The following is a 16,748-nucleotide window of genomic DNA, read 5'->3' as shown; positions in this document are numbered from 1 at the left end:
GACACTAACCGGAATGTGGGCTTCAAGGTATCCACTCCAAAACCACACCTAAGCGAGTGTCTTTATCCTGTCTAGCATTTTGTTGCTGAATATCTGTAGATATGCGGAGATTGCGAGTGATGGCATAGCCTACTGATAACGTTGTTAAACCCACTTCTTCGCCAGTACCTGGAGCAACCCAACTCTGTGTCAAAGAAATATCTGCCGCACCACCGCGAGACAACACAAACAACAATTTCGCACCTAAATTGACTCCATCTGTTGAGTAGCTGTTCGTTTCCAAGTGCCGATAGCCTACCACCGCTGCAATATTGATGTAGCTACCCAAAGGACGCAGATAATAATGCAAGTCTGCACCATAAGCCTCGCGTTGACCATTAAACGTTGCCTGATACTCACCACTCACCGTCAAGCCAGTACGACCAATAAACACATCCTCCACACCTACATTCACCCCAAATGCTTGCTCAGAAGGAACGTAAGAATAACCCAGCCGCACCTTGGTAGGAAAACTGGGGTCATTTTTAATGTCTTCCAACACATTAGGTACTTGACGCCGCCAACGTTGCAAAACTGGACTATCCTTAATAATTTCTGGGCTTAAATCCAAATCCTGGGCACTTTTTGAAGGCGTATCACACAAACCAGGAGCAGCTATCAAACCCCAACTCAGACCAACTCCAAAGCATATAGCTGATAACTGCCATCTCATTCCTTTGTGCCTCCCTCCGGGTTCACCAGTCGCCTGGGTCGGGAAACCCTACCAAGAGCGCTGGTTCACTACAGTGCATAAAAAAAGCGGCTCTGCATCATGCAGAACCACTTAAGTTTTAGCAAAAGCTAATCACTTAGCGAGCAGCGCCTTGGGTAGCAGCAGCGTCAAGTGGTTTGATGAAGTACAACCGCAATAACTGCCAAGCATTGGAGACGTAATAGGGCAGTTTTTGGAAGAATTGCAGGAATTTTGGAGTATTTGAGTTAGCTATTGCTGTCAGCTTCTCGTTATTCTTAACACAAACTTCCAACCGTTGATAGAACTCCGGATGCTCAACATCCAGTGTCACGGGGAACACTCGCCCTGCGGTTTCATTGGTCTTTTGAATCACGTAAATATCATATTCCCGTGCATCTAAACCAAGTGATGCATAGAAATCTTTGCGCTGGACGTCGTTGAGGTACATCGTCGCAAACACGGACAGCAGGAAGAACCGACTCCATAACCGCGCCTTCCAATCATTTAACATTTGCGGCTGGGATCTCATGATGGCATCAAAGAAATCCCCGTGACGGTTTTCATCCTGACACCAGTTCTCAAACCAGCGGAAAATTGGATAAACCTGGTCTTCTGGATGTGCTTGTAAGTGGCGATAAATTGTGATATAACGCCAATAACCTATCTTTTCCGAAAGATAAGTCGCGTAAAAGATGAATTTTGGCTTAAAGAAGGTATAATTACGGCTCTTGGTCAAAAACCCTAAATCCAACGCCAAATTGAAGTCCGACAGCGCTTTGTTCAAGAAGCCAGCATGACGCGCTTCATCTCGGGACATCAAGGTGAAGCATTCTGCCAAAACAGGACTCTTGTCCTTCAAGCGGCGTCCAAGTTCTTTGTACAGCAAAAAGCCAGAAAACTCTGCTGTACAGGAACGCTCTAGAAATTCAACGAACAACCGACGAGTTTCCCCATCAATATGATCCCAGGATTGTTCAAACTCGGCATCCCGAACAAAGTGATGGCGGTTGTAGTCTGCACGAAATTCTTCCAGAATGGCTTTTAACTCGTCTTCGTTTGGCGAGATGTCCATCCGTGCCATCTCATCGAAGTCGGTCGTGTAGAATCGGGGTGTCAGTAGGGTTTCTTTGGCTGGGACTTTAATCCCGGACCGCATTTCTTCAAAGCCTGGTTTTTTGAGGGAATCTACCATGTCTTGATTGCCATAAGTGTCTTATTATTTTGAGTGCCTGCGAAAGTCTAAAGTAATACCCTCACCCTTACGGGTATGCCTTCGGCACACCTTCGGTGAACGCCAGTTCCCAGGGCGCGGGAAACCCTCCTCCAGGACTGGACTCACAAGGCACAACAGACGACAGTATTTTATTCGTATAGTTCAGTCTACCAAGGTGCAGGGCGAGAACAGACCCAGAAAACGTTAAGAGTTGCAACAACACTTCAATTTTTTTGGAAATCGGGAATTGAGGATGTGTAGCCTGTAGTAAAAGCTCATCCCAATTAAAATCACCTAGTCGGGTGAATCCATTGGGTGAAGAAGAATAACCACAAGCCAATCATACTGTAAACATATACCAGCATGATTATATATGTAATTAATGTAACATTAAAGTCAGTAAAATTTCTATAAGGTAGTTATCTTAGAGATAAGAACTATGCCATTGTAATCGTCCCTTGAGGCTCGGCGCTTTGCGCCATTGCAGTGATATGGGAATTTTGAAAACTCTGGCTGCCTATCCTGATACGAAAAAAACAGAGTAGGAAAACTGTATTTAGAAAACAAGAGTGAATGAGGGGAAGGAAACAAGATGAATGCTGGAAATAAGAATAATAAAGACCATCAAGACCGTCTTCTTGTCTCCTACATCTTGAGTGCAGCCTGGTTTGTTGGTTTGGGAGGACTGCACCGTTTATACAACGGCAAGATAGGAACAGGTTTGTTATGGCTGTTGACTGGTGGTGTGCTTGGTATAGGGCAGTTTGTAGACTTGTTCATTATCCCTAATATGGTTGAGGAACAGGAAATGAAACTCAGACTCAAAGCAGGTTTATCACCTTTGGGTGTCCCTTTAAACCAACCTGCTGTTGCTGCCCAAGTATACCGCTCTGCTCAAGAAAAACTGATGATGCGATTGCTCAAAGCTGCGGACAACAGGGGTGGTAAACTCACAGTCACTCAAGCAGTTATGGAAACGGGTGCTAGCTTTTCTGAGGTGGAAGCTGTTTTCAAGGAGATGCTCAAAACAGGATATGTGAAGATAGATAACGACCCCGATACCGGAGCCGTCACTTACCACTTCCACGAACTGAACTAATTTCTCCCCAGCCACTTTTGCCCGTTTAGGCGCTGCACCAATCCATATACCAGTAAGTCAAGAGTAACTTTGCGCTCGTCGATTAAGAATGACTCAAGAGTGCTAGGCTTTTTGCCTTCATGACAGGAAAAAGCCTTTTTCCCTTGAATATCTTCTTCAGGAAAATACAGGTTAAACTGACGCAGACCATTCTGCCAACTGCCCGTAATTTGCCAGCATTCCTCACCTGTTTCAAAACCAGTGATGGAAATTTTCTGCTTGGCAAAATTTAGCTGTAAATTTTGCACCCCAACAGATGCGATCGCCTTTTGCACAGCTGGTAAGTAATCTTGCTGGATAAACTCTGCAAATGGCTTATCTTCAACAGCTGGTGCTTTCTCTTTTTTTGCTGTTGCTTTAGCGGCTGGTTTATCCCCTGCTGCGGCTGCTTTGGCTGCCCCTGCTGGCTTTTCTCCCTTGGGTGCAGCAGTCGTTGTTTTTGCTGCATTGGGGTTAGTTTCTGGGTTCGCCGCTTTGGGGTCTGGCGCGTTGGCTGTAGGGATGTCTGTCGCTTCGGGTGAGTCTGTGCTGGGAGCGTGTTCTTCAGCGACACTGGGAGCCTGCTTGTCTACAGTGCTGGGAGCTACTTCCCCAGCTTCATTATGATTTGTTGGTTCTGCCATTGCTCAGGTCTATCCTTTGTCTTGCGATTAGAGCTCACCAGGAGCTATTTGTCATCTTCATTTTGACACAGCGACGCCTCCCGATAGCGACCACTTTTTCAAGCTACCAAAGCCTTGCTCTTATAGGACAAACCAATTCAAATTCAAAATTATTTATTCAAAACGGTTGTTTTGGACTCTAAATTTTGAATTTTGAATTTTACTAGCCCCCAGCTACAGCCGGTACAATACTTACTTCATCGCCATCTTTTAATGGTGTATCCGTTCCATCCAAAAAGCGGATATCTTCACTATTGACGTACAAATTCAAAAACCGCCGTGGTTGTCCAGCTTCATCGCACAAACGCGACTTAATACCAGGACAGCTTTCTTCTAAGGAATTGAAGAGTTCGGCGATCGTGCTGCCTTTACATTCTAAAGCGGCTTGGTTGTTGGTGAATTTTTGCAGAGCAGTAGGAACTAAAACTTTTACAGCCATAGATTTGGAGAGTAGGGAATAAGAATTTATAAGTCATGAGTCATGTGCTCATGACTCATGGCTCATGACTAAACCAGGACTTGCTGCCATTCTAGGCGCTCCAGTGTCTGGGAACGCTCTAGCGCTCGTTCAAAGCTATCAAGTTTTGCCTCAATCGTCAGAGGTTCGCCAATATAACCTTGTACGGCTTCTTGGGTTTTCAAGCCGTTTCCGGTAATGTATACCACGGTTGTTTCATCTGGGTCAATTTTACCAGCTTCTACCAACTTCTTCAGCACGGCAACTGTTGTCCCACCAGCGGTTTCTGTAAAGATGCCTTCTGTTTCTGCCAGCAGTTTAATGGCTTCTATAATTTCGCTATCGGTGACTGACTCAACACTACCACCTGTTTTCCTCGCTATGTCTAAAGCGTAAACAGCATCTGCTGGGTTCCCAATTGCAATTGATTTTGCAATGGTATTGGGTTTTACGGGCTTGATAAAGTCGCGTTCTTCCTTATAGGCTTGGGCAATAGGTGAGCATCCCTCAGCTTGCGCGCCGCTGAACTTGACTTTCTTGCCTTCCACCAGACCCACTTCTACGAATTCTTGGAAGCCTTTGTAAATTTTTGTGTACAGCGAACCGGATGCCAACGGTGCGACGATGTGGTCGGGTAGTTCCCAGCCTAGTTGTTCTGCAACTTCAAAGCCTAGTGTCTTAGAACCTTCGGAGTAGTAGGGACGCAGGTTGATATTGACAAAACCCCAACCGTGTGTATTCGCAACTTCACAACAGAGGCGGTTGACTTGGTCGTAGTTACCCTTAACAGCCATGAGGGTTGGACTGTAAACCAGGCTTCCCAAAATTTTTCCAGCTTCCAAATCAGCAGGGATGAACACGCAACAGTCTAAACCTGCGTGTGCCGCAATAGCAGCGGTAGAATTTGCTAAGTTACCCGTGCTAGCGCAAGAAACCGTAGTGAAACCTAACTCCCGTGCGCGGGTAAGAGCAACTGAGACCACCCTATCTTTGAAGCTGAGGGTGGGCATATTGACGGCATCATTCTTGATATACAGCTTATTTAAACCCAGGCGACGTGCCAAGCGGTGCGATCGCACCAACGGAGTCATACCAGTTCCCACATCAATGGGGTTGTCGCTGGCTACAGGTAAAAACTTACGATAGCGCCAGATAGAATTTGGTCCCGCTTGAATTGTTTCACGAGTAACTGTGGAGCGTAGGGCGCTATAGTCGTAGGTTACTTCCAATGGACCAAAGCAGAACTCGCACACATGAAGAGGCTTGAGTTCATATTCCGCGCCACATTCCTTACACTTTAAGGACTTAAAAGTGGCGGTGGTGGCTTGGGTGTTGTTGGTTGTCGCCTGTGTCATAAATCAGCTTTCCCTGGGTGTCCGTCAACTGTTCGATTGATAGTACCACGAGCAAAAATACTCGTCAAACATACCCGACAAAATTTGTCGGGTATTTAGTAATTATAAAAATGTACTAACAGAACCAAAATCCGCTATAATATCACCCGCCACTGACTGGCGGAATTAACACCACCTCATCTCCGTCTTGCAGGATGGTATCTGGTTCCACAAATTGTAGATTCACCCCAAAACGGGTAATATTACGCAACTGAGCGAGTTCGGGGTGTTCGGTCATCAAGCGATCGCGGACTGCGGCAACTGGTGTATTCTGAGGCAATTCCAGTACCAGTTCTGGCACTTTATAAGCTTCTTGGTAAGCAGCAAATAATTTAACGGTAACGATAATTGCAGACATGGCGATAAAATGGACACAGATGTTCTGTCCTTAACAGTAACGCGAGTACCTGCGCTAGGAGCGAACGACCATTCGCCTTATTGATTTATAAAAAATAGTAATAATAGGGTATTAAAAACTAAAAAGAAAGAACCCCTTAGCATAAAATTTATATGCATTATAATATGCAACCTCAAAACATATGTTCTAAGATCTGAAAATCGCGCTGTACCTCATGCCACAAAGACTTATTGTGAGGGTCAGTTTTGAGGGCTTTTTTCAGATAAATTTTAGCTTTGAAAGGCTGTTTTTCTGCAATCAGCGCTCGTCCCCAAACTTGATAGACAATAGCCTGCCATTGACGCACTTCTGCATCTTCTGGTAAACGTTGTGCTAATGCTTCTGCTAAGGCGATCGCTTGTGGGAAGCGTCTTTCTTTGAGAAACTGCTGTAACTGCTCGTAAGTCTTCCATTTCAACCGCTGTTCTATCTCGGAAAAACTCGGCGGCTTTGGTTTTGGTTTTTCTTTTGGCTTTTCCTTCGTTGCCTCTGGACACTTTGCTTTTATTGGCTGATGTTGAGCTGTTGGCGACTGACCCGAAGACAGCGCTGTCTCTTCTGGTGGGAGTCCGTGCAACAGCAGTTTGTATGCCTCAGTCACGGCAATAAATTTTTCTTTTGCTTTGTTATCACCTGGATTGATATCAGGATGATATTGCTGTGCCAGTCGGCGGTAAGACGCTTTGATATCGGCGAAAGAGGCTCCTGACCTCAAACCCAGCAAACGGTAGCAATCTCCAAGATCCATCTTGAGTTATGAGCGATCGCGAGTATCGGCTATCAGCTATTAGCTTAAAGCCTGAAGGCTAAATCATAAAGACTTCGATTCTAATTTAAAGTTCATACTTCACAGTTTGGTCAGTAGAGGAGCACAAGAGGAAACGGGGAGGGGGAGAGTGAGAGTGGGGGGGGAAGAAAAAAGGGTCGGTACTCCTCCACTCCTCCACTCTCCTGACTTCACCATCTCCCTTCACTGCTAACGTTCTTCAATGACACGGTCAATCAAACCGTATTCTTTTGCCTCTTGAGCAGACATCCAGAAATCACGGTCTGTGTCTTTTTGAATTTTTTCTATAGGTTGACCTGTGCAAGCAGCTAGCATTCCATTAAGTTGCTGCCGCATCCGAAGAATCTCCCTAGCTTCAATCTCAATATCAGTAGCTTGACCTTGAGCGCCACCAAGAGGTTGGTGAATGAGAATTCGGGTATTGGGCAATGCCAGACGTTTGCCTTTGGTGCCAGCTGCCAGCAGGAACGAACCCATTGAGGCTGCCATACCTACACAGATTGTGACCACATTGGCTTTAATGTGCCGCATTGTGTCATAAATGGCAAGACCTGCTGTCACCGAACCACCTGGGGAGTTGATGTAGATACTGATATCCTTGCTTGGGTCTTCAGAATCCATGTACAGCAGTCTGGCAATGATAGCATTAGCCATGCCGTCGGTCACTTCTCCACTCAGGAAAATAATGCGTTCTAAAGCAAGGCGTTCGTAAATATTAATCCACTGGGTGTAAGGGTCTCCAGGGAAACGAAAAGGGACTCTAGGAATACCAATCGGCATAAGATTGTTTTGTTTTTAGAAAAAAATTAAGATTTAACGAGGAACAGCAGCTAATGCTTGAGGAAGGTCTTTGGTACTTTCTAAAACACGGTCAATCAAGCCGTATTCTTTGGCTTGTTCGGGTGTCATGTAGAACTTCCGATCTAAATCTTTGGTGATTCTCTCCACGGGCTGTCCTGTATTCCGGGAGAGAATATTCAGGATCATTTGCTTGTTTGTCAGCACCTCTTGTGCCTGAATTTGAATGTCTGTCGCTTGAGCGTAACCAGTTCCACGTTTTGCCTGATGCAGAACAATCGACGCATTCGGTAAACTGGCTCGGCATCCCTTGGTTCCAGAAGAGAGAATCATTGCCGCTGTACCCATAGCGTAACCAAGACAGATAGTATGGACTGGCGGCTTGATGTAATTAAGCGTGTCACAGATGGCAAAAGCTTCTGTTTCAGAGCCTATGGCATCTCCAGTATACCAAGATGTGCCTGTGGAGTTGATGTAGATAGAAATGGGCTTGTCTGGGTCTTCGTATTGCAGGTACAGAAGTTGAGCAATAATCAGTTCTGTTACGTCTACTCCCAGTTGCTGTTTATACTCATCTGGTGAAACTAAGGGCAGTCCCAGGTATATAATACGTTCTTTTAACAATAGAGAAGGTAAATCTGGAGGCGGTGTTCGGTAGAAGTTGTCGCCGTAGTAAGGCGCTTGCACAGCCTTGATGATGGAATTTTCCATAGCAACTGTTGCCTAAATTTATGCCGTTAACTCTAGTACATCCTAGCGCGATGCTCACTCGCAAGGGAGGTGTGGATTTCTCGCTAGGGTGTAGGGATGTATGGGTACAAGGGAAACTATAAAAAGTATTCTCCATTCCCCATTGCTATACACCCTTTATTGTATTGTGAACATTATTTAAACTTCTTGTCAGATAAGTTTTCCGAAGTAGAGATGATGTCCTTTGAAGTTATTTATAAATATGTATAGCCAGTGTAGGAACCTTGGGGGGTTATGAAGGTAAGCTTGCAGCCTGCTCTTAATGATGGCAACTTAGATGCCAATCAATTTAACAGTCAACGTCAGTTGGCAATTTCTATTTCTGCGCTTGCAGAAATTATGGATCGCAACATCCCACTGAATTTATGCCTCATTCTCGACCATAGTGGTTCAATGAGTGGGCGACCTTTAGAAACTGTCAAAAAAGCGGCGAACCGTCTTGTTGATAGACTCAACCCTGGGGATCGCCTGAGTATTGTTGTTTTTGACCACCGCGCCAAGGTTTTAGTCCCTAATCAAATTATTGAAAATCCTGAGCGAATTAAACAGCAAATTAACCGCCTTTCTGCTGATGGTGGAACGGCTATTGATGAAGGTTTGCGCTTAGGTATTGAGGAACTGGCGAAGGGAAAAAAAGAAACAATTTCTCAAGTTTTTCTCTTAACTGATGGTGAAAATGAACACGGTGACAATAACCGCTGTTTGAAATTTGCCCAATTGGCTACTGGCTATAATTTGACTTTAAACACTTTGGGATTTGGTGACAATTGGAACCAAGATGTTCTGGAAAAAATCGCTGATGCTGGTGGTGGTACTTTGTCTTACATTCAGCAACCAGAACAAGCAGTGGATGAGTTTAGTCGCCTTTTCAACCGTATTCAAACAGTAGGATTGACGAATGCTTATCTGCTATTTTCCCTCATGCCCAATGTGCGGCTGGCAGAACTAAAACCCATTGCCCAAGTTGCCCCAGATACAATTGAATTGCCAGTGCAACCAGAAGCTGATGGACGTTTCGCTGTACGCTTGGGCGACTTGATGAAGGATGTGGAACGGGTGATTTTGGCAAATCTCTACCTGGGACAGTTGCCAGAAGGTAGACAGACTATCGCTAGGTTGCAAGTCCGCTACGACGATCCAGCACAAAATAAGACAGGGTTACTTTCAGAAACTATCCCAGTTGAGGCAAATGTCATCCGGATCTACCAACCTTCTGTTGATAACCAAGTACAGCAGCATATTTTGGCATTAGCCAAATATCGGCAAACTCAGCTAGCAGAGGCAAAATTGCAACAGGGCGATCGCGCTGGTGCGGCAACAATGCTGCAAACTGCTGCCAAAACTGCCCTGCAAATGGGAGATAAAAGTGCAGCAACGGTATTGCAAACTTCTGCAACCCGCCTCCAAGCTGGTGAAGAGTTATCCGAAAGCGATCGCAAGAAAACCAGAATTGTGTCTAAGACTGTTTTGCAGGATTCTTAGTTTGTGGGGCAGGCATCTTGCCTGCCCTTATGATCAATAAACCGCTAAGGCGCAGAGGAAAGAGACAATAAGAGAATGAAAACGACTGGAATTCATCATGTCGCTATTATTTGTTCTGATTACGAACGCTCGAAAAAGTTTTATGTAGAGGTTTTGGGTTTTTCTATTATTAATGAGTCGTACCGTGCTCAGAGAAATTCTTATAAGTTGGACTTACGTGTGGGAGATAATCATCAAATTGAGTTATTTTCTTTTTCTAGTCCTCCTGAAAGAGTCAGCAATCCTGAGGCTTGTGGTTTAAGGCATTTAGCTTTTGAAGTTGATGATATTGAGCAAACGGTTAATTATTTACAATCAAAAGGGGTAGAGGTGGAAAATATTAGGATTGATGAAATGACTGGTAAACGATTTACTTTTTTTAAAGACCCAGATAATTTACCATTAGAAATTTATGAGATTTAGTGGTTAGTGGTTGGTTGTTCTACTAACAACTAATAACTAACAACTAACAACATAAAATCGGTGCAGATTGACTGCACCGACCGCAAAGTTTAACTCGAATTGAACGTGCCATCGCCCTCATGCAAAAGCTGAAGCTTGAGGTTTGGCAAAAATCATCCTTCCTGCGGAAGTTTGCAAAGCACTAGTGACGACCACCCGGAGTTCACCTCCCACATAATGGCTGCCTTCCTCAACGACGACCATTGTGCCATCATCTAGATAGCCAATACCTTGACTAGGTTCTTTGCCTTCTTTTAGAATTTTTAGGTCAATGTTATCACCAGGTAGATAGGTGGGGCGAACTGCGTTCACCAAATCATTGACATTCAATACAGGCACTTTCTGAACGCTAGCAACTTTCGATAAGTTGTAGTCATTGGTTAGCAATGTAGCGTTGATTTCTTGAGCGAAACGCACTAATTTAGCATCAACTGTGGGAATATCCTCATAATCAACTGGGTTGATCAGGATGCGATCAGGGTAAGCTACTTTGATCCGGTTGAGAATCTCCAGTCCACGCCTTCCGCGTACCCGCTTTTGGTCTTTGCTAGCATCGGCTACTTGTTGCAATTCTTGCAAGACAAACTGTGGCACGATAAGCTGCCCTTCCAGAAACCCAGTTTCTAGCAGTGTTTCAATACGACCATCGATAATGCAACTGGTGTCTAAAACTTTGGTACTGGCGGGTTTGAGAGTCCCTTCCACAACCATTGTTTCCACGGTGTTGGGATTAATCAGCCGCAATAATCCACGTCCGTGGGCATCTGCTAAATTCATACCTGTGTATGACAGAATAATACTACCCACAACTGCTACCAATGGTTTAATAAAGCTAAAATCTGCTGGAATTGGTAGCAAGAATAACGGGGCAAGCATTAAGTTGGCTATTAATAGTCCAATGACTAATCCAATAGCTCGAGTTAAAATAACTTCGAGTGGCAGTTCGCGAACTTGAGCTTCCAAACGACGGTATCCTGTTTGGAAACTCAATCCAACTGCACCTCCAAATATGGCGGCAAAAGCAGCGACAATCATGCGTAAAGCTTCCAGATTAGAAACTCTAGCTAGTGCCCCACTAGGTAACAGATCGGTGCTGTAGTAACCTGTTCCCGCTGCTGCCAAGACGAATGAGAAAATAATAATGGCATCTAGCATTGTTTTATGGTTTTCCTGTAACTGTGTTACCCGAGCAAGTAAAGTATTTTTTATTTCCTCGGTAAAATAGATTTAGGAAACATTTATCGTCATACTAAGAGGCTCAGTCTGACAACATCTGCAATCATTATAACCAAAGAGTTTTATGCTTTATATTTTTCATCTTTTTGTTGTAAAACGATAAAAAAATCTAAATAACACAGGAATTTTCATGATTTTGTAATTCTGTAAATGATAATTTAAATCTTTATCAACATGATTCAAAAAGTTTCTACTTCCGGCATTCCAAGTTCTGCTTATATTCATATTCCCTTTTGTAGAAGGCGATGTTTTTACTGTGACTTTCCTGTATCTGTTGTGGGGGAACGCTTGCGGGGTGAAACATCTGGCACTATCTCCCAATATGTTGATGTGTTATGTCAAGAAATTGCCATCACACCAACCCTCGGACAACCCTTGCTCACTATTTTCTTTGGCGGCGGTACTCCTTCGCTTCTCTCTACAGAACAGTTACAGCGGATATTAAAAGCGCTTGACAAACGGTTTGGTGTATCACCTGGGGTGGAAATTTCAATGGAAATAGACCCAGGAACGTTTGATTTGGTACATCTACAAGGTTACCGCAGTGCAGGTGTCAATCGGATAAGTTTAGGTGTACAAGCGTTTCAAGAAGACTTATTGCAACTTTGTGGGCGATCGCACTCAGTCTCTGATATCTTCGCAGCTGTAGACTTGATTCGGCAGGTGAGGATTCCCGACTCCAGCATAGACTTAATTTCAGGATTACCGCATCAAACTTTGGATAGGTGGCAGGAGTCTTTGGAAAAAGCGGTTGCTATAGCACCCACGCACATATCGATTTACGACCTCACTATTGAGCCTGGAACTGCTTTTGGTCGTTACTATAAACCTGGGGATCAACCATTACCCACAGATGAAACCACAGTCAAAATGTATCGGATGGCACAGCAAATTTTGACGAGTGCAGGTTACGAGCATTATGAAATTTCCAATTATGCACAGCCGGGACATCAATGTCGCCATAATCGGGTTTATTGGGAAAATCGCCCGTATTATGGCTTGGGTATGGGCGCAGCGAGTTATGTAGAGGGGAAGCGGTTCAACCGTCCGCGTAAAACGAAGGAGTACTATCAGTGGGTGCAAGATGGTGGTGTGATTGATTGCGAAGTGACATCACCAGATGAAGTTTTGTTAGAAACCTTAATGTTGGGGCTGCGTTTGGCAGAAGGTGTGAGTTTGGCGATGTTGGCGGAACAATTTGGCGAGGAAAAGGTAGAGGAGATTCACAAGTGTTTGCAACCGTACTATGAGAAAGGCTGGGTGGAAGTTGTGGGAGGAAGGTTGCGGTTAACTGATCCCGATGGTTTTTTGTTTTCTAATGTGGTGTTGGCGGGGTTGTTTAAGGAGTTGGGGGAATGAAACAGTGACCAGTGAACAGTGACCAGGTTTCACTTGGAGATTTAGACCCCAAGTGAAACGTACCATTTTTGATGGGGGTCTCCTTCCTCCCGCTAAAAATGGTAACTGGTAACTGGTAACTGCTCGCTGCAAAAGATAAACCGCAGAGGACGCAGAGGGCGCAGAGCGAGGAGAGAATGGGAGATAGCGCCTGGAGGGAAAATTCCAGGCGGATGACGGTGGGTGTTTAGTTGTTTTCGTCTTGATTGGGAGGGTTGGGGTTGCGATCGCCGCGCTTGCGTTTTGCCCACAACTCACGCAGCCAGTACGAGCTAGCATTAGCAGAAGTTTCGACTGACCAAGTAATTACCGCACTAATGAAAGCACTAAGAATAATCATCGAGATGGGCTCCATAAAAATCTCTCTGAATCAGAACGCTTTCATCATGGCTAATCAATGGCTACAACCGAGACCATATCAGGGTTAGAGACTGTACAGCTTCTGTCAACTTAATGTACAACTTTTGACCAAGTAGATAGACTAGAAAAAAGCTGTAACTCTGTGAAATGGCGGAACGTAAAGCGCGATCGCTCAATTTATCTCTACAAGGACTCAAGTTAGCTGAACAAGCGCTGCTAAATTTTGAGTCTAAAGTAGCTTTGGCAGCGGAGTTACAAATTTCTCGCACAATTGTTCAGAACTTTTTTGCGGGTAAACCAGTTAGCCGTGGATATTTTCACAAGATTTGCAAGAAATTGAAATTGGATTGGCGAGAGATTGCTGATTTACCCAAAGATGAGAAATCTGAATTAGAGGAGAAGAAGCAGGGCACTCACAAAATTGATGCACTGGTGCAGGAAGTGCGCCAAAAGCGCCACGAAAAAATCCAATACCAGTGCGGTACCATGCGGATGCTGGACATTTCCCAACCTGTTGCACTGGCGGATATTTATACTGATGTCAACATTTTGGAACAGATAACAAGCAAGTCATCGCCAAAGATTTCTGACTTGGTGCAAGGCTTTAACCCAGAATCTGATGACTTTGATAGATTAGACAGAGTTGTTCAGGAACGAGTACCAGGGTTACTTGCTGTGTCGCGGTACTGTAAGCTGATGGTACTTGGTAAACCAGGAGCAGGTAAAACCACGTTTTTGCAGTGGGTAGCGATTAAGTGCGACTTGGGCGATTTTCAAAGCGATAGAGTACCGATATTCATTCGGCTGAAATACTTTGCTGAAGACACTAGAAGAGATGACAGTGAGTTCAAATTATTGAACTACATTAGCCAAGAATTTAGCGATTGTGGTATTGCTGATAAATCGCTTATTGAAATGATACTTACCAAGGGCAAAGCCTTAATTTTGCTAGATGGCTTGGATGAAGTATCAGAAGAAGATGATGAAATAGTCAAACATATCCGCCAATTTGTTAATAAATATTTCAAAAATCAGTTTATTATCACCTGTCGCATTGCTGCCCAAAAATACATATTTTCGGTAGAAAATTTTACTGATGTTGAGGTTGCAGATTTTAACCATGAGCAAGTCGCAGCCTTTGCTACAAAGTGGTTTATAGCAGTTGCCAGGAATGATGCGGAAGGGGGGAAAGCTACAGCCAAGCTGTTTATTAAGAAGCTGAATCTACCAGAAAACAAGCCAATCCGAAAACTCGCAGTAACACCAATATTGCTGAATCTAACTTGCTTTGTTTTCCAAGCAAAAGGCGAATTTCCGTCAAAACGCTCTAAGCTTTATGAGCAAGGACTGGACATTCTGCTCGTCACATGGGATGAATCGAGGGGTATTCAACGGGATGATTTTTATCACAATTTGTCTTTAGAACACAAGATAGAGCTTTTAAGTCAGGTTGCAGCGATTACTTTTGAAAAAACCCGTTACTTCTTTGAACAAGACGAAGTTGAGCGATATATTGCCGACTATCTCCGTACTTTACCTAATACCCAAAATGACCGAGCAAGCTTACAACAGAATAGTAAGGCGTTGCTAAAATCTATTGAAGCGGAACATGGGTTACTGGTGGAGAGAGCGAGGGGAATTTACTCTTTCTCCCATTTAACGTTTCAAGAGTATTTTACAGCAAAATGGTTTGTTGAGCGTACTGATTGGCAAGGTTTGATGAGCCACATGAGTGAGAAAGGCTGGCGGGAAGTATTTTTACTCTCATTTGAAATGATGAAGCCTGCCGATAGCCTACTATTGTTAATGAAGCGAAAAATTGACTTAATGCTAGCCTCAGATAATTATTTGCAGAATTTATTCTCAGAGATATATCAAAAGTCTAAATTATTGTATGAATTATTTGACATTCCTTATAGATTTGAATCTTTTCTTGCTTATTATCATGATTTTTTATTGCGATATGCTTATTACAACCTTAAGTTAGCTAGTTGCCTTATCGATTATGATTTTGAAATTGATTATAATTCTGCTTTTAAAATTATGAAAAACCTTGTAGAAATACAAGTAAATTATGGCTTTTCATCCGCTGCTTTACATATATCAGTAAAGCTTGATAGTCAGATTGGTAATTATCCTATGAATCTTATTGATATTTTTTTAAGTGAACATACTGACAATAGTCGTAGTCAAAATATAGATAAATTACTGGCTATTCACAGAATAAAAGCATTATTAAGACCTATAAATATAGTTAGGAATTCAAGTGAATTAGAAGAATATTTGAAAGACCATTTTAAAGAGATAAATGACAGAATTTATCAGCTAATTGAAATTTGGAAATCAAGCCACAAATTATTGGTATCGAGTTTTAAATCGTTAATCTTTAATAATTCTAATATTGGTAATGATTGGCAGTTCAGCGAACAGCAGCAAAAAATACTACATCAGTACTACAATGCTAATCCATTACTGCTAGATTGCCTTAATAGTGGTTGTGAAGTGTCTCCCGCAGTACGACAGGAAATTGAAGAAACGTTGTTATTACCCATTGCCGAAATTGAGCAGCGTCAGCAACAGATTTCGTAGCCGATATAATCAATGATTTATCTGTAAAATTCAAAGTGATGTTTCATCTCTTAGTAACTATTGATAAGCTTGAATAAAGGGAGGAACAGCCAAAATGTCTAAAGAATTATTTGAAGTGATGAAACAAGCAGACGCACTCACACCCGATGAACAATTGCGTCTCATTGCCCACCTAACACAAAAATTACGAAATTGCGAAATTAAACGCAAGCCACGTCGCAAAGTAAGTGAATTTGCTGGAATAGCACCCAATCTACTTGGAGGGATGGATGCTCAAGAATACGTCACACGCATGAGGCGTGGAGAGTTCCCTGATTTAGAAATTGCAGAAAAGCAATTAAGGAAAGAGGAGTGAACGTTACAGAAAGCTTACAGGGTGTGACGCGCCTGTTTTTGGACACCGCACCAGTTATTTACTACGTCGAACGAAACCCACAATATTTTGCATCTGCTAGCGTGGTATTTGATCATATTTTAAATGGTGTGTTAATGGGAGTTATTTCACCCGTTACTTTTGCTGAATGTTTAGTTCAGCCTTACCGTTTAGGACAAACGGAATTACAGCAAGAGTTCATTCAGTTGATGACTGACACTGAAAACATAGAGTTTTTGCCAATTGATGACGAAACTTTAGCAATAGATGCTGCTCAAATCAGAGCCAAATACAACTTACAATTACCTGATGCCTTTCAGATTGCCGTAGCTTTAGCAGCAGGCTGTGACGCGTTTTTAACTAATGATGTCACTTTTAGGCGCGTTACAGAATTACGTATTTTGGTGCTAGATGAATTGGAAGTTGCTAAATAAGCAAGAATTTTCAAATTAGTTTAAAGTGGTGCGTTAACGCGGTGTA

At 43.3% G+C, this 16,748-nt stretch carries 18 protein-coding genes; 7 read left to right on the top strand and 11 right to left on the bottom strand.

Annotation, left to right across the window (positions count from 1 at the left end):
• Positions 1 to 22: 22 nt before the first annotated feature.
• Both MAS10914_RS0119160 and acsF read right to left on the bottom strand, forming a co-directional pair.
• Entirely contained in the window at positions 23 to 712 is a 690-nt protein-coding gene (locus tag MAS10914_RS0119160) for a hypothetical protein (protein ID WP_017317568.1), read from the bottom strand.
• 136 nt (positions 713 to 848) lie between these two features.
• The gene (gene acsF, locus MAS10914_RS0119155; RefSeq protein ID WP_017317567.1) at positions 849 to 1,925 is read right to left on the bottom strand and encodes a magnesium-protoporphyrin IX monomethyl ester (oxidative) cyclase; all 1,077 of its coding nucleotides are present in this window, start codon (positions 1,923 to 1,925) and stop codon (positions 849 to 851) included.
• 613 nt (positions 1,926 to 2,538) lie between these two features.
• Here acsF and MAS10914_RS0119150 point away from each other — a divergent pair.
• Positions 2,539 to 3,045, top strand: coding sequence for a TM2 domain-containing protein (locus MAS10914_RS0119150; protein WP_017317566.1), 507 nt, complete (start codon positions 2,539 to 2,541; stop codon positions 3,043 to 3,045).
• Here MAS10914_RS0119150 and MAS10914_RS0119145 read toward each other — a convergent pair.
• The 7 genes from MAS10914_RS0119145 to MAS10914_RS0119115 all read right to left on the bottom strand — a co-directional run bounded on the left by MAS10914_RS0119145 (position 3,042) and on the right by MAS10914_RS0119115 (position 8,290).
• The gene (locus MAS10914_RS0119145) at positions 3,042 to 3,707 is read right to left on the bottom strand and encodes a DUF2996 domain-containing protein (protein ID WP_017317565.1); all 666 of its coding nucleotides are present in this window, start codon (positions 3,705 to 3,707) and stop codon (positions 3,042 to 3,044) included. The two genes, MAS10914_RS0119150 and MAS10914_RS0119145, sit on opposite strands and share 4 nt — an antisense overlap.
• Before the next feature lie 202 nt (positions 3,708 to 3,909).
• Complete coding sequence (locus tag MAS10914_RS0119140; RefSeq protein WP_017317564.1) at positions 3,910 to 4,185, bottom strand: MoaD/ThiS family protein; 276 nt, start codon at positions 4,183 to 4,185, stop codon at positions 3,910 to 3,912.
• A gap of 68 nt (positions 4,186 to 4,253) precedes the next feature.
• Positions 4,254 to 5,558 (bottom strand): threonine synthase, encoded by a 1,305-nt coding sequence (thrC, locus tag MAS10914_RS0119135; protein WP_017317563.1) that lies wholly within the window; start codon positions 5,556 to 5,558, stop codon positions 4,254 to 4,256.
• 142 nt (positions 5,559 to 5,700) lie between these two features.
• Positions 5,701 to 5,955 carry a molybdopterin converting factor subunit 1 gene (gene moaD, locus MAS10914_RS0119130; protein WP_017317562.1) on the bottom strand — a complete coding sequence of 85 codons (255 nt, stop codon included), beginning with the start codon at positions 5,953 to 5,955 and terminating at the stop codon, positions 5,701 to 5,703.
• Between the two features lie 172 nt (positions 5,956 to 6,127).
• Complete coding sequence (locus MAS10914_RS0119125; protein WP_017317561.1) at positions 6,128 to 6,742, bottom strand: J domain-containing protein; 615 nt, start codon at positions 6,740 to 6,742, stop codon at positions 6,128 to 6,130.
• 228 nt (positions 6,743 to 6,970) lie between these two features.
• Positions 6,971 to 7,561 (bottom strand): ATP-dependent Clp protease proteolytic subunit, encoded by a 591-nt coding sequence (locus MAS10914_RS0119120; protein WP_017317560.1) that lies wholly within the window; start codon positions 7,559 to 7,561, stop codon positions 6,971 to 6,973.
• 33 nt (positions 7,562 to 7,594) lie between these two features.
• Positions 7,595 to 8,290, bottom strand: coding sequence for an ATP-dependent Clp protease proteolytic subunit (locus MAS10914_RS0119115; RefSeq protein ID WP_017317559.1), 696 nt, complete (start codon positions 8,288 to 8,290; stop codon positions 7,595 to 7,597).
• Positions 8,291 to 8,563: 273 nt separating this feature from the next.
• Here MAS10914_RS0119115 and MAS10914_RS0119110 point away from each other — a divergent pair, with 273 nt between their 5' ends.
• Positions 8,564 to 9,811 (top strand): vWA domain-containing protein, encoded by a 1,248-nt coding sequence (locus MAS10914_RS0119110; RefSeq protein ID WP_017317558.1) that lies wholly within the window; start codon positions 8,564 to 8,566, stop codon positions 9,809 to 9,811.
• 75 nt (positions 9,812 to 9,886) lie between these two features.
• A complete protein-coding gene (gloA2, locus tag MAS10914_RS0119105) occupies positions 9,887 to 10,273 on the top strand; it encodes an SMU1112c/YaeR family gloxylase I-like metalloprotein (RefSeq protein WP_017317557.1) in 387 nt (128 codons plus the stop codon).
• A gap of 117 nt (positions 10,274 to 10,390) precedes the next feature.
• Here the strand turns inward: gloA2 and MAS10914_RS0119100 are convergent, their stop codons facing one another.
• Entirely contained in the window at positions 10,391 to 11,467 is a 1,077-nt protein-coding gene (locus MAS10914_RS0119100; RefSeq protein WP_017317556.1) for a PIN/TRAM domain-containing protein, read from the bottom strand.
• 255 nt (positions 11,468 to 11,722) lie between these two features.
• Between MAS10914_RS0119100 and hemW the strand changes: the two genes are divergently transcribed.
• Entirely contained in the window at positions 11,723 to 12,907 is a 1,185-nt protein-coding gene (gene hemW, locus MAS10914_RS0119095) for a radical SAM family heme chaperone HemW (RefSeq protein WP_017317555.1), read from the top strand.
• 226 nt (positions 12,908 to 13,133) lie between these two features.
• Here the strand turns inward: hemW and MAS10914_RS0119090 are convergent, their stop codons facing one another.
• Positions 13,134 to 13,301: a synaptotagmin gene (locus MAS10914_RS0119090; protein WP_232224190.1), complete on the bottom strand. Its 168-nt coding sequence runs from the start codon at positions 13,299 to 13,301 to the stop codon at positions 13,134 to 13,136.
• A 245-nt stretch (positions 13,302 to 13,546) separates the two neighbouring features.
• Here MAS10914_RS0119090 and MAS10914_RS0119085 point away from each other — a divergent pair, with 245 nt between their 5' ends.
• The 3 genes from MAS10914_RS0119085 to MAS10914_RS0119075 all read left to right on the top strand — a co-directional run bounded on the left by MAS10914_RS0119085 (position 13,547) and on the right by MAS10914_RS0119075 (position 16,702).
• Entirely contained in the window at positions 13,547 to 15,895 is a 2,349-nt protein-coding gene (locus MAS10914_RS0119085) for an NACHT domain-containing protein (protein WP_232224189.1), read from the top strand.
• A 94-nt stretch (positions 15,896 to 15,989) separates the two neighbouring features.
• Positions 15,990 to 16,250, top strand: coding sequence for a hypothetical protein (locus MAS10914_RS0119080; RefSeq protein WP_017317552.1), 261 nt, complete (start codon positions 15,990 to 15,992; stop codon positions 16,248 to 16,250).
• Positions 16,247 to 16,702, top strand: coding sequence for a type II toxin-antitoxin system VapC family toxin (locus MAS10914_RS0119075; protein ID WP_017317551.1), 456 nt, complete (start codon positions 16,247 to 16,249; stop codon positions 16,700 to 16,702). Before MAS10914_RS0119080 ends, MAS10914_RS0119075 begins: the two co-directional genes overlap by 4 nt.
• The last annotated feature ends 46 nt before the right edge of the window (positions 16,703 to 16,748 follow it).

This window comes from Mastigocladopsis repens PCC 10914, from assembly GCF_000315565.1.
Taxonomy (GTDB): Bacteria; Cyanobacteriota; Cyanobacteriia; order Cyanobacteriales; family Nostocaceae; genus Mastigocladopsis; species Mastigocladopsis repens.
The sequence above is the reverse complement of the archived record's forward strand: the minus strand, read 5'-3'. Positions and strand labels throughout refer to the sequence as shown.

Bases quoted from the DNA above. Each gene is read 5' to 3' on its own strand.
- MAS10914_RS0119160 (WP_017317568.1), bottom strand. From the start codon at position 712: ATGAGATGGCAGTTATCAGCTATATGCTTTGGAGTTGGTCTGAGTTGG.
- acsF (WP_017317567.1), bottom strand. From the start codon at position 1,925: ATGGTAGATTCCCTCAAAAAACCAGGCTTTGAAGAAATGCGGTCCGGG.
- MAS10914_RS0119150 (WP_017317566.1), top strand. From the start codon at position 2,539: ATGAATGCTGGAAATAAGAATAATAAAGACCATCAAGACCGTCTTCTT.
- MAS10914_RS0119145 (WP_017317565.1), bottom strand. From the start codon at position 3,707: ATGGCAGAACCAACAAATCATAATGAAGCTGGGGAAGTAGCTCCCAGC.
- MAS10914_RS0119140 (WP_017317564.1), bottom strand. From the start codon at position 4,185: ATGGCTGTAAAAGTTTTAGTTCCTACTGCTCTGCAAAAATTCACCAAC.
- thrC (WP_017317563.1), bottom strand. From the start codon at position 5,558: ATGACACAGGCGACAACCAACAACACCCAAGCCACCACCGCCACTTTT.
- moaD (WP_017317562.1), bottom strand. From the start codon at position 5,955: ATGTCTGCAATTATCGTTACCGTTAAATTATTTGCTGCTTACCAAGAA.
- MAS10914_RS0119125 (WP_017317561.1), bottom strand. From the start codon at position 6,742: ATGGATCTTGGAGATTGCTACCGTTTGCTGGGTTTGAGGTCAGGAGCC.
- MAS10914_RS0119120 (WP_017317560.1), bottom strand. From the start codon at position 7,561: ATGCCGATTGGTATTCCTAGAGTCCCTTTTCGTTTCCCTGGAGACCCT.
- MAS10914_RS0119115 (WP_017317559.1), bottom strand. From the start codon at position 8,290: ATGGAAAATTCCATCATCAAGGCTGTGCAAGCGCCTTACTACGGCGAC.
- MAS10914_RS0119110 (WP_017317558.1), top strand. From the start codon at position 8,564: ATGAAGGTAAGCTTGCAGCCTGCTCTTAATGATGGCAACTTAGATGCC.
- gloA2 (WP_017317557.1), top strand. From the start codon at position 9,887: ATGAAAACGACTGGAATTCATCATGTCGCTATTATTTGTTCTGATTAC.
- MAS10914_RS0119100 (WP_017317556.1), bottom strand. From the start codon at position 11,467: ATGCTAGATGCCATTATTATTTTCTCATTCGTCTTGGCAGCAGCGGGA.
- hemW (WP_017317555.1), top strand. From the start codon at position 11,723: ATGATTCAAAAAGTTTCTACTTCCGGCATTCCAAGTTCTGCTTATATT.
- MAS10914_RS0119090 (WP_232224190.1), bottom strand. From the start codon at position 13,301: ATGGAGCCCATCTCGATGATTATTCTTAGTGCTTTCATTAGTGCGGTA.
- MAS10914_RS0119080 (WP_017317552.1), top strand. From the start codon at position 15,990: ATGTCTAAAGAATTATTTGAAGTGATGAAACAAGCAGACGCACTCACA.